The organism is Streptomyces sp. NPDC005195 (assembly GCF_040608315.1).
Taxonomy (GTDB): domain Bacteria; phylum Actinomycetota; class Actinomycetes; order Streptomycetales; family Streptomycetaceae; genus Streptomyces; species Streptomyces kaempferi.
Window position 1 is genome coordinate 42,200 of the sequence record NZ_JBEXHZ010000043.1, and the last position, 10,515, is coordinate 52,714.

At 71.8% G+C, this 10,515-nt stretch carries 12 protein-coding genes; 6 read left to right on the forward strand and 6 right to left on the reverse strand.

Features of this window, described 5'->3' with window-relative positions; genetic code table 11:
- Window positions 1-6: 6 nt before the first annotated feature.
- The 5 genes from ABZV34_RS29635 to ABZV34_RS29655 form a co-directional block, all read right to left on the reverse strand.
- On the reverse strand, window positions 7-1,548 hold the full coding sequence (locus tag ABZV34_RS29635) for a HAMP domain-containing sensor histidine kinase (protein WP_356283183.1): 1,542 nt from the start codon (window positions 1,546-1,548) through the stop codon (window positions 7-9).
- Window positions 1,549-2,286 carry a response regulator transcription factor gene (locus tag ABZV34_RS29640; RefSeq protein WP_356283213.1) on the reverse strand — a complete coding sequence of 246 codons (738 nt, stop codon included), beginning with the start codon at window positions 2,284-2,286 and terminating at the stop codon, window positions 1,549-1,551.
- A 252-nt stretch (window positions 2,287-2,538) separates the two neighbouring features.
- Window positions 2,539-3,345 carry a CE1759 family FMN reductase gene (locus tag ABZV34_RS29645; RefSeq protein WP_356283186.1) on the reverse strand — a complete coding sequence of 269 codons (807 nt, stop codon included), beginning with the start codon at window positions 3,343-3,345 and terminating at the stop codon, window positions 2,539-2,541.
- On the reverse strand, window positions 3,342-4,430 hold the full coding sequence (locus ABZV34_RS29650) for an LLM class flavin-dependent oxidoreductase (RefSeq protein WP_356283189.1): 1,089 nt from the start codon (window positions 4,428-4,430) through the stop codon (window positions 3,342-3,344). The genes ABZV34_RS29645 and ABZV34_RS29650 overlap by 4 nt, the downstream gene beginning before the upstream one ends.
- A gap of 333 nt (window positions 4,431-4,763) precedes the next feature.
- Window positions 4,764-5,231 (reverse strand): hypothetical protein, encoded by a 468-nt coding sequence (locus ABZV34_RS29655; RefSeq protein ID WP_356283192.1) that lies wholly within the window; start codon window positions 5,229-5,231, stop codon window positions 4,764-4,766.
- A gap of 132 nt (window positions 5,232-5,363) precedes the next feature.
- Here ABZV34_RS29655 and ABZV34_RS29660 point away from each other — a divergent pair, with 132 nt between their 5' ends.
- From ABZV34_RS29660 to ABZV34_RS29670, 3 genes are all read left to right on the forward strand, one after another.
- The gene (locus ABZV34_RS29660) at window positions 5,364-5,702 is read left to right on the forward strand and encodes a YnfA family protein (RefSeq protein WP_356283195.1); all 339 of its coding nucleotides are present in this window, start codon (window positions 5,364-5,366) and stop codon (window positions 5,700-5,702) included.
- Window positions 5,703-5,847: 145 nt separating this feature from the next.
- A complete protein-coding gene (locus ABZV34_RS29665) occupies window positions 5,848-6,624 on the forward strand; it encodes an SDR family NAD(P)-dependent oxidoreductase (RefSeq protein ID WP_356283216.1) in 777 nt (258 codons plus the stop codon).
- Entirely contained in the window at window positions 6,624-6,782 is a 159-nt protein-coding gene (locus ABZV34_RS29670) for a hypothetical protein (protein WP_356283196.1), read from the forward strand. The genes ABZV34_RS29665 and ABZV34_RS29670 overlap by 1 nt, the downstream gene beginning before the upstream one ends.
- A gap of 59 nt (window positions 6,783-6,841) precedes the next feature.
- Here ABZV34_RS29670 and ABZV34_RS29675 read toward each other — a convergent pair whose 3' ends face one another.
- Window positions 6,842-8,035, reverse strand: a complete 1,194-nt coding sequence (locus tag ABZV34_RS29675) for an RtcB family protein (RefSeq protein WP_356283199.1) — start codon at window positions 8,033-8,035, stop codon at window positions 6,842-6,844.
- 214 nt (window positions 8,036-8,249) lie between these two features.
- On the opposite strand from ABZV34_RS29675, the gene ABZV34_RS29680 reads away from it, so the two are divergent.
- From ABZV34_RS29680 to ABZV34_RS29690, 3 genes are all read left to right on the forward strand, one after another.
- Window positions 8,250-9,116 carry a DUF3558 domain-containing protein gene (locus ABZV34_RS29680; protein WP_356283202.1) on the forward strand — a complete coding sequence of 289 codons (867 nt, stop codon included), beginning with the start codon at window positions 8,250-8,252 and terminating at the stop codon, window positions 9,114-9,116.
- A 146-nt stretch (window positions 9,117-9,262) separates the two neighbouring features.
- Window positions 9,263-10,186: a DUF3558 family protein gene (locus tag ABZV34_RS29685; RefSeq protein WP_356283204.1), complete on the forward strand. Its 924-nt coding sequence runs from the start codon at window positions 9,263-9,265 to the stop codon at window positions 10,184-10,186.
- Between the two features lie 174 nt (window positions 10,187-10,360).
- Window positions 10,361-10,515: DUF2637 domain-containing protein (locus tag ABZV34_RS29690; protein WP_356283219.1), on the forward strand; the 155-nt coding region annotated here is incomplete at its 3' end.

Genomic DNA, 10,515 nt, shown 5'->3' on the forward strand with positions numbered 1-10,515 from the left:
CCGGGGTCAGGAATCGGGCGGAGGACGGTCACCCGTGCCGCTCACCGTGAACCCGAACACCGCCCCTCCTCCCTCCCGCCGGAAGGCGAACGACGCCCCGCCATGCGCCATGGCGACCTCCCGCACGATGGACAACCCGAGCCCGGACCCGGGCAGACTGCGCGCGTCGGCCGCACGATAGAAACGGTCGAAGACCCGCACGAGATCCCCCTCGGCAAGACCCGGCCCCCGGTCGAGCACCTCGATCCGGACATTGCCCGGACGCAGGGCACCGGTACCGACGCCGTTACCGACACCAGGACCAAGACCAGGACCACCGGAACCAGCACCAGCGGAACCCGTACCGACCCGCATCCGTACCGGCCCCGCGACCGCGATCTCGATCGGCACCTTCCCGTCCCGGTCGAACTTCACCGCGTTCTCCACCAGATTCGACACCGCTCGCTGCAACGCCGTCGGACGCCCGTCCACCGCCGTGTCCCCACTCACCCGCACCACGACGTCCCGCCCGCTGCGCCGCCGCGCGACGATCGCGACGTCCTCGGCGAGATCGGCGAGATCGATCCGCTGCACGGGCTCGGTGTCGGACTGCCCGGCGGCGAGCGCCACCAGTTCGTTGACGAGATCGGTCAGTTCACGGGACTCCTGGGCGAGGTCGGCGACCAGTTCCTCCCGGGCGCCGGGCGGCAGCTCGTCGATGCGCCGGAGCATCGAGATGTTCGTACGCAGCGAGGTCAGCGGCGTACGGAGTTCGTGCCCCGCGTCCTGGACCAGCCGCCGCTGGTCCTCCTCGGACCGGGCCAGACGCCCGAGCATCCGGTCGAAGGAGCGGCCGAGCCGCGCCACCTCGTCGTATCCGGCGACCGGCACCTGGATGCCGAGCCGCCCGGTGCGCGCCACGTCCTCCGCGGCCCCCGCGAGCCGCACCAGCCGTCGCGTGATCCGCCGCGCCAGCCACCATCCGAACAGCCCCGCCGCGATCACCACCGCGCCGACGAGCAGCACGGTCCGCTGCTGGAGGTCCCGCAGCAGATCCTCCGTGTCGCTGAACTGCTGGGCGACCTGCACCGCGCCCCGCCCGCCGCCGAGCGCGACCGTGGCCACCCGGTAGAGGTCCCCTCCGACGTCCACCTCACGGTGCTCCACCCACGTACCCGCGGCCGGGGACCCGGCGATCCGCCGGTCGCCCGCGACGACGGGCAGGACCGGTCTTCCTCGGTCGGCGACCGCCCCGTCGCGCCCGAGCACCTGCACATCCGTCCGGCTGGGCCGGATGATGTCGTCGAGCGGCCCGTCGTGGTCGGGGTCGGAGGACGAGAAGTCACCCGGGTCGAGCGGCGTCTCCCGCACCTGGCCGCGCAGGTCCTGCACGACCTCGGCGAAGACGGTCTGCTGGTCCACGCGCACCAGCCGGGCCGCGGCGTCGTAGCTGAGGAACCCGACGAGGACCGTGACCACGGCGGCCGCCGCCGCGAAGGACAGGGTGAAGGTCGCCCGGAGGGAGGACAGCCGCCGGGGCCGCAGCCCCGTGAGCCATCCCGGGGGCACTCAGTCCTCCCTCAGGACGTACCCCACGCCCCGCACCGTGTGGATCAGCGCCGGCGCCCCCGGCCCGTCGAGTTTGCGCCGCAGGTATCCCACGTAGACGGCGAGGTTCTTGGAGCCGGGTCCGAAGTCGTAGCCCCAGATGCGGTCGTAGATCGTGGCGTGGTCGAGGACGATGCCCGCGTTGCGGACGAGCAGTTCGAGCAGTTCGAACTCGGTGCGGGTGAGTTCCAGCTCGCGCTGCCCGCGCCAGGCGCGACGCGCCTGGACGTCCATGTGCAGCCCGGCCGCGGAGATCTGGCCCAGGGTCTCCCGGGACGCCGGCACCGGGGCCGGGGCCGGGGCGGAGGCGACCTCCGGTGCGGCGGCGGGAGCGCCGTTCACCGGGCTCGTACGGCGCAGCAGCGCCCGCAGCCGGGCGAACACCTCCTCCACGTCGAACGGCTTGACCACGTAGTCGTCGGCGCCGGCGTCCAGGCCCGCGATACGGTCGGCCGTCTCGACCAGGGCGGTGAGCATCAGGATCGGGGTGCGGTCGCCCTCCGCGCGCAGCACGCGGCACACCTGGAGTCCGTCGATGCCGGGCATCATGACGTCCAGGACCAGGATGTCCGGTGGAGTGCGGTGGGCCTGCGCCAGCGCCTCGACGCCGTCGGCGACGGCCGTCACCGCGTAGCCCTCCAGCGTCAGCGCCCTCTCCAGGGCATGGCGGATGGCACGGTCGTCCTCGGCGAGCAGCACAGTCTGGGGCACCTCCCCAGTCTGCCAAGCCCCCGGCCGCCCACCACCCGATGGGCCAGGTGAGCGTGGGCTTCTTACCCGGATCTCACCCCTCCCCGCGCGGGCCCCTACCTCGCGGGGCCACTCTGTCCCGTATGCCAGGACGGTCCGGCGGACCAGGGACGTGCCGGTGGAGGTGTGCCGGGTGAAGCGCTCGAAGCGCGTGTCACCGCCGCGCCGCGCCTACGCCATCGGCGGCACCGGCCCGCTCGCCTACGGTCGCAGCGCCGCGAGCTGCTGCTCGAAAGGGACGACCTCGAAGCCTCCGCCGGACGCGCTCGGCACGGGTACGGCACGCACAGGCACGGTCCTGGCCGAAGGAGTCCGGGTCGGGGCGGTCCTCGCCGGAACGGGGGCCCTCGGAGCGGGCGCCGCACCGGCCCGCCGCACCACCCCGGCGCCCTCGGCATCCTCGGCGACCTCAGCGCCCGCCGCGACCCCAGCACCGACCGCGACCTCGGCACCGTCGGTACCGACCCCGGCCGTCGCCGTACCGGCAGCCGCCGCCGCGAGTCCCGTCATCAGCGCCGCCAGTTCCCCGGCCGCCCGGTCGATCCGTTCGGCCAGTCCCTCCGCGCCCCAGTCCTCGGACGCCGCGTACACCGCGGTCGGTACGACGACGGCGCGCAGGTAGGCGAAGAGCGGGCGCAGGGCGTGTTCGGTCACGAGGGAGTGCCGGGACGAGCCGCCGGTCGCGGCGATCAGGACCGGCTTCCCGGCGAGCGCGTCCTTGTCCAGCACGTCGAAGAAGGACTTGAACAGGCCGCTGTACGACGCCGAGAACACCGGCGTGACGACGATCAGGCCGTCCGCCGCCGTCACGGCGTCGAGCGCGGAGCCCAGGGCCCGCCCGGGGAACCCGTTGGTGAAGTGGTGCGCGATCTCGACGGCCAGGTCGCGCAGTTCGACCACCTCGACGCGAGAGGCGCTCTCCCGGACGGTTGCCGCCGCCAGCCGGTCGGCCAGCAGCCGGGTGGACGACGGGACGCTCAGCCCCGCCGAGACGACGACGAGCCTCATGCGACGGTCACCTCCCGGGCGGCGGCCACGCGGGCCTGGTGGGTCGGGGCGTCCGGCACCGTGGCCGGACGGTTCTTGGCGAACTCCTCGCGCAGGACGGGAACGACCTCCTCGCCCAGCAGGTCGAGCTGCTCCAGCACGGTCTTCAGCGGCAGTCCGGCGTGGTCCACCAGGAACAGCTGGCGCTGGTAGTCACCGGCGTACTCCCGGAAGGCCAGCGTCTTCTCGATGACCTGCTGGGGAGAGCCGACGGTCAGCGGCGTCTGGTCGGTGAATTCCTCCATGGACGGCCCGTGTCCGTACACCGGCGCGTTGTCGAAGTAGGGCCGGAACTCCCGTACGGCGTCCTGCGAGTTGTGCCGCATGAAGACCTGACCGCCCAGGCCGACGATGGCCTGCTCGGCGGTGCCGTGCCCGTAGTGCGCGTACCGCTCGCGGTAGAGCTCGACCATCCGCTGCGTGTGGTCGGCCGGCCAGAAGATGTTGTTGTGGAAGAAGCCGTCGCCGTAGTACGCGGCCTGCTCGGCGATCTCCGGGGAGCGGATCGAGCCGTGCCAGACGAACGGCGGCACGCCGTCCAGCGGCCGGGGAGTCGAGGTGAACGACTGGAGGGGCGTACGGAACTTGCCCTCCCACGTCACCACGTCCTCGCGCCACAGGCGGTGCAGCAGCGCGTAGTTCTCGATGGCGAGGTTGATGCCCTGGCGGATGTCCTGTCCGAACCAGGGGTACACCGGCCCGGTGTTGCCGCGGCCCATCATCACGTCGACCCGGCCCTCCGCCAGATGCTGGAGCATCGCGAAGTCCTCGGCGATCTTCACCGGGTCGTTGGTGGTGATCAGGGTGGTGGAGGTGGACAGGATGAGGTTCTCGGTGCGCGCCGCCACGTAGCCGAGCATCGTGGTCGGCGACGAGGGCACGAACGGCGGGTTGTGGTGCTCACCGGTCGCGAAGACGTCCAGGCCGACTTCCTCGGCCTTCTGCGCGATGGCGACCATGGCCTTGATGCGCTCGTGCTCGCTCGGTGACCGGCCGGTGGTCGGATCCGGTGTCACGTCGCCGACGGTGAATATCCCGAACTGCATGGTCGCTCGCCCTCCAGGTTGTTTACGATTCAACTTTACTCGCAAACGACGCCCGCCGCCGACCTATTCCCGGCCCCACCTCCCCCGGGCGCCGCTCCGGCCCCGTTCCCCGGGCGCGGCGCCGCTCCACCCCTGGCCCCCGCGGGCGCCGCTCCCGCCCCGGGTGACAAGGACCACCCGCCCCGCGGACCGCCCGCCCCGCGGACCGCCCTCCGCCGGCCGGGCGCGCGTCCCGGCCGCCCGTCCAGGGCGAACGCCTCGGCGACCCGGGATGCGAACACCCCCGCGACGTTCGACCCGTCACGGCGCCCGGCACACTCCCCCGCCGCCGCTCTAGAAGGCGTACGAGTCACCCGTGTCCAGCGCCAGCACCCGCTGCCGGTCGTTGGCGTGGTTGCGGTCCACCGCGCCGCCGCCCCACACCGTGTCGATCTCCAGCGTCACCTCGGACGGCGCGTCCCGCAGCCGTACCGCCAGCTCGATCGGAACCCCCAGCCCGTCCGCCGGCAGTTCCCCCGTCCGGCACACCACGCTGCGCCCGCCCGAGCGCGCGCAGCCGCCCGGCAGCACCTGCCGGTCCGCGAGCGGGGCCGACCAGCGCAGCCGGACCGTCGCTTCGGCGACCGCGCTCGGGCCGTGGTTCTGCGGGGTCAGCCGCAGGTCGAAGAGCCCGGCCGCCATGGCCACGGAGCCGTGGTAGGCGAGGTCGGCCTCCGGGGAGAGGGCCCGCGCAGGGCACACCCCGGCCATCACCAAGACCGCTCCCGCACCCATCGCGCCCACCGCAGAGAGAATCCGCATGCCGTCACTTCCTTCGCTCGGAACACCCAGAACGCTCATCAGGTCACCCGATGTATGCCACCCCTGGCCGCCGACAGGCGCCCTCCAACAGGTGACGGCGGCCGCGCGCAACGCCCGTGCGAAAGTGACCGCATGGTGATCGTCCGTTCCGTGGCCCTCTTCGTCGTCGCCGCGCTCTTCGAGATCGGCGGCGCCTGGCTCGTCTGGCAAGGCGTCCGCGAGCATCGCGGCTGGCTCTGGATCGGCGCCGGCGTCATGGCACTGGGCGTCTACGGCTTCGTGGCCACGCTCCAGCCGGACGCCGAGTTCGGCCGCATCCTCGCCGCGTACGGCGGCGTCTTCGTGGCCGGCTCGCTCGTCTGGGGCGTGGTCGCGGACGGCTACCGCCCCGACCGCTGGGACATCACCGGCGCGCTGATCTGTCTCGCCGGAATGGCCGTGATCATGTACGTGCCGCGCGGCGGCCGCTGAGACGGCCCGCCCGGGGAGCGGACGGACCCGACGCGCGCGACGGCCGCCTGCCTATCCTGGCCAGGACCGACCACCGCATGCCGTACGCCCGTGCACGCACCCCGACGTGCGCGCGGCCGTACGCCGTACGCCTCTGGAGCAGCTCATGACGTCCGCCGCGCCCTCCGCCTCCTCCCGCATCGCCGTCATCACCGGCGCGAGCAGCGGCATCGGCGCGGCGACGGCCCGGCAGCTCGCCGCGGCCGGCTACCGCGTCGTCCTGACCGCCCGCCGCAAGGACCGCATCGAGGCGCTGGCCGAGGAGATCAACGCGGCGGGGCACCAGGCCGCCGCGTACACGCTGGACGTCACGGACCGCGCGGCGGTGGACGAGTTCGCCACGGCCTTCCGGACGATCGGCGTCCTGGTCAACAACGCGGGCGGCGCGCTGGGCGCCGACCCGGTGGCCACCGGCGACCCGGCCGAGTGGCGGCAGATGTACGAGACCAACGTCATCGGCACGCTGAACGTCACCCAGGCCCTGCTCCCCGCCCTCACCTCCAGCGGCGACGGCACGGTGGTGGTGCTCTCCTCCACCGCCGGCCACGGCACCTACGAGGGCGGCGCCGGCTACGTCGCGGCCAAGCACGCCGAGCACGTCCTCGCCGAGACCCTCCGGCTGGAGATCGTCGGCACCCCGGTCCGTGTCATCGAGGTCGCGCCCGGGATGGTCAAGACGGACGAGTTCGCGCTGACCCGCTTCGGCGGCGACACCGAGAAGGCGGAGAAGGTGTACGCGGGCGTGGCCGAGCCGCTCACCGCCGACGACGTGGCGGACACCATCACCTGGGCGGTCACCCGCCCCAGCCACGTCAACATCGACCTTCTCGTGGTGCGCCCCCGCGCCCAGGCCTCCAACACGAAGGTCCACCGGGAGCTGTGATGCCGGACGAGACGCCGGACGCGCTCTCCCCGGAGCGACGCCGGCTGGCCGAGGAGAAGAAGAACGAACGCATGGTCTGGTACTACCTCGCGTACTTCCTCTTCGGCATCCACATCGTGGCGTTCGTGATGATCTACGCGGTGATGCACGCGAAGTAGTCCCGTGCGCTCGTGCACAAGGGCCCGGACCGGCAACGGCCCGGGCCCTTGTGCACGGTTCAGCCCTTCACACAGACGACCTGCTTGAGCTTCGCCACGACCTCCACGAGGTCGCGCTGCTGCTCGATGACCTGCTCGATCGGCTTGTACGCGCCCGGGATCTCGTCGACGACGCCGGAGTCCTTGCGGCACTCGACGCCCCGCGTCTGCTCCTCCAGGTCGCGCGTCGAGAAGCGGCGCTTCGCCGCGTTGCGGCTCATGCGCCGGCCCGCGCCGTGCGACGCCGAGTTGAAGGACTTCTCGTTGCCGAGGCCCTTCACGATGTACGAGCCCGTCCCCATCGACCCCGGGATGATGCCGAACTCCCCGGCGCGGGCGCTGATGGCGCCCTTGCGCGTGACGAGCAGGTCCATGCCTTCGTAGCGTTCGATGTTGACGTAGTTGTGATGGCAGCTGACCTCCGGCTCGAAGGTCGGCCTCGCCTTCCTGAACTCCTTGCGGATGACGTCCTTCAGGAGCGCCATCATCATCGTGCGGTTGTACTTCGCGTACTCCTGCGCCCAGAAGAGGTCGTTGCGGTAGGCCGCCATCTGCGGGGTGTCCGCGACGAAGACCGCCAGGTCACGGTCGACGAGGTCCTGGTTGTGCGGGAGTTTCTGGGCGACGCCGATGTGGTGCTCGGCCAGTTCCTTGCCGATGTTCCGCGAACCGGAGTGCAGCATCAGCCAGACGGAACCGGTCGTGTCCGTGCAGATCTCGACGAAATGGTTGCCCGAGCCCAGCGTCCCCATCTGCTTCGCGGCCCGCTCCTGCCGGAACTTCACGGCATCCGCGATCCCGTCGAACCGCCCCCACAGGTCGTCCCACCCCGCCGCGGCCAGTCCGTACACGTCGCCGGGCTCGACGGGCGCGTCGTGCATCCCCCGCCCCACCGGGATCGCCTGCTCGACCTTCGACCGCAGCCGGGACAGATCCCCCGGCAGGTCGCCCGCGGTCAGCGACGTCCTGACCGCGGACATCCCGCAGCCGATGTCGACGCCCACCGCCGCCGGGCACACCGCGTCCCGCATCGCGATGACCGACCCGACCGTGGCACCCTTCCCGAAATGCACGTCCGGCATCACGGCGAGGCCCTTGATCCACGGCAGCGTCGCCACGTTCCGCAGCTGGCGCAGCGCGACGTCCTCGACCGACGCCGGGTCGGCCCACATACGGATGGGTACCTGCGCGCCCGGCATCTCCACGTACGACATAACATCCCCATTCCCCCGGAAAGCAACAAAAGTCATACAACGCAAAAGCAGCGCCAAGGTCGACGTAAGGGACAACGGACCGGCGTCCACGGCAGTGCGTGCGATACACATTGTCTGCGGGAGCCGCCCCCACACGGCAACCGAATAACCACAGGACAGCACCACAGGACCTCCCGGGCCACGGGCCCCGGAGTCCGTCGAGAGGAGCCTCACCGTGCAGCGGAAGGCGTACGTCCCCGGGACCGCCGTGCTCCTCGCGGCCCTGCTGGCCGGCTGCACCGGCGGTTCGGGAAGCGGGGACACCACGGCGGACCCCAAGCCGGGTGACGTCGGCGCGACCACCCCGGCCGCCCAGCCGGGCAAGTACCGCACGCTGCCGGAGGCCTGCGCGGCCGTCAGCCACGACAGCCTCGACTCGCTGCTGCCCGGCATCAGGCAGATCACCGACCAGGAGCAGCGCGACACCGCGTACGAGGGCGAGGCCACCCTCACCTACGACACCGACCGCCGCGTCGGCTGCGGCTGGAAGGTGGAGTCGACCGACGCCACCGACCATCTCCTCGTCGACTTCGAGCGCGTGGTCTCGTACGACAACGCGATCAGCGACGACGCCCGCGCCCAGAACATCTACGCGGCCAAGGAGGCAGCGGCCGACCTCCCCGCGCCCGCCGATCCGGCCACCGCCTCCGCCACCGGCAGCCCGTCCGCCACCGGCTCCGACTCCGGCTCCGGCTCCCCCACCGGCAGCGGCGGCGGGGCCCCCACCCCGTCCTCCTCCGCGTCCACTCCCGTCACCGGCGGCGGCGCCCCCTCCGCCGGTACGAGCGGGACCCCGGCCGACCTCCAGCCCCGCCGCCTCGACTCCGTGGGCGACGAGGCGTTCCTCGACGACAAGCTCAACTCGGCCTCCTCGACGACCCAGCAGCGCACGGTGACTGTGGTGTTCCGCACGTCCAACGTGATCGTGACGGTCGAGTACGCCGAGCAGCCGACCGCCTCCGCCGGTGCCCCGGACAGCAAGGAAATGCAGGACAAGGCACGGAATCTGGCCCAGAAGCTGGTCGACAGGTTCACCGACTAGGGGCCCCGCGGGGGCGTCCGGGGCTCCCCCGAGAACCCCTGGAACCGGAAACACGCGGCTGCCCACCGCGTACCGTGGCCCCTCGGACCCGACCGGCCGCACGTTCCATGTGCGGCCGCACCACGAGCGCCACGAGTGAAGGAACCATGCACCGACCAGCACAGCGAGTAGGCCGAGCCCCGCGACTCACCCGCATCCTTGTCAGCGCAGCCGCCGTCCCGGTGATGCTCGTCGCCGCCGGCTGTTCCTCGGACTCCGGCTCGGACTCGGGCTCCGGCTCCGGTTCCGGCGACGCGAAGCCGAGTACCGGCACGAGTGCGGCGGGATCACCGGACGCCACCGCGAACGCCGTCAAGGAGGCCGCGTACGCGACGCTGCCCAACCCCTGCTCGGTGCTCTCGAAGAAGACGCTGGACGAGCTCGTCCCGAAGGGTCTGAAGTCGGCCAAGGCGGGCCAGTCGAACGACGCCGCGAACCGCGGCAACTGCTCCTGGAACAGCCTCGACAACAAGGGCGTCAAGGGCTCGCAGTTCCGCTGGCTGAACGTCTCCCTGCTGCGCTTCGACTCGGACGCGGCCCGCGGCGAGGGCAACCAGCTCGCGCAGACCTACTACGAGAAGCAGGTCAAGGACGCGCAGACGGTGACCGGGGCGAAGGGCTCCGGCTCGGCGCCGGTGTCCGGGGCCGGCGACACGTCGACGGCGGTGCACTACGACCTGAAGAAGAAGGAAGGCACCTTCAAGCAGCAGACGGTCGTGACGCGCGTCGAGAACGTCGTCATCACGCTCGACTACAACGGCGCCGGTCTGGCCGGCGACAAGGCGCCCGGCGCGGACGACCTGACGAAGGCCGCCGAGAAGGCCGCCAAGGAGGTGGTGGCCGCGGTGGCCACCGCGAACCGGGACGGCAGCAGGTCGGGCGGCGCGCCCGACCGGTCCGGCGCGCCCTCGAAGTCGGCGTCCCCGTCCGCCTCCGCCTCGAAGTCCGCGAAGCCGTCGAAGTCCCCGAGCCCTTCGAAGTCGACCTCCAAGGGTGCTTCGCCTTCCAAGTCCGCGGCCGCGAAGAGCTGACATCGCGGCCGCTTCGGCGGCGCAACTCGTAGGTGTTCCAGCGCATTTGACGGGGCCCGGGTCCTGCGGGGACCGGGCTCCTTGGCTACCGCCCACCCGTACGCCATACACATGTGCCACCCTGTTGCGCGCAACAACACGCAAGGAACAACACGCAAGGGGAGGGGAGTACGGGTGTCCGCGCCCATTCAGCTCACCCGGATGCACCGGATTCTCATCGGCGTGGTCGTCGCCGGTGCGCTCGTCATCGCGGGAATCGGCTTCGCGGGTTCGTACGCGGCCGTACGCGAACTTGCCCTCAAGAAGGGCTTCGGGAACTTCGCGTACGT

Excerpts from the sequence above, each read along its gene's own strand:
- ABZV34_RS29685 (WP_356283204.1), top strand. The coding sequence starts at position 9,263 with ATGCACCGACCAGCACAGCGAGTAGGCCGAGCCCCGCGACTCACCCGC.
- ABZV34_RS29665 (WP_356283216.1), top strand. The coding sequence starts at position 5,848 with ATGACGTCCGCCGCGCCCTCCGCCTCCTCCCGCATCGCCGTCATCACC.
- ABZV34_RS29675 (WP_356283199.1), bottom strand. The coding sequence starts at position 8,035 with ATGTCGTACGTGGAGATGCCGGGCGCGCAGGTACCCATCCGTATGTGG.
- ABZV34_RS29650 (WP_356283189.1), bottom strand. The coding sequence starts at position 4,430 with ATGCAGTTCGGGATATTCACCGTCGGCGACGTGACACCGGATCCGACC.
- ABZV34_RS29660 (WP_356283195.1), top strand. The coding sequence starts at position 5,364 with ATGGTGATCGTCCGTTCCGTGGCCCTCTTCGTCGTCGCCGCGCTCTTC.
- ABZV34_RS29670 (WP_356283196.1), top strand. The coding sequence starts at position 6,624 with ATGCCGGACGAGACGCCGGACGCGCTCTCCCCGGAGCGACGCCGGCTG.
- ABZV34_RS29645 (WP_356283186.1), bottom strand. The coding sequence starts at position 3,345 with ATGAGGCTCGTCGTCGTCTCGGCGGGGCTGAGCGTCCCGTCGTCCACC.
- ABZV34_RS29655 (WP_356283192.1), bottom strand. The coding sequence starts at position 5,231 with ATGCGGATTCTCTCTGCGGTGGGCGCGATGGGTGCGGGAGCGGTCTTG.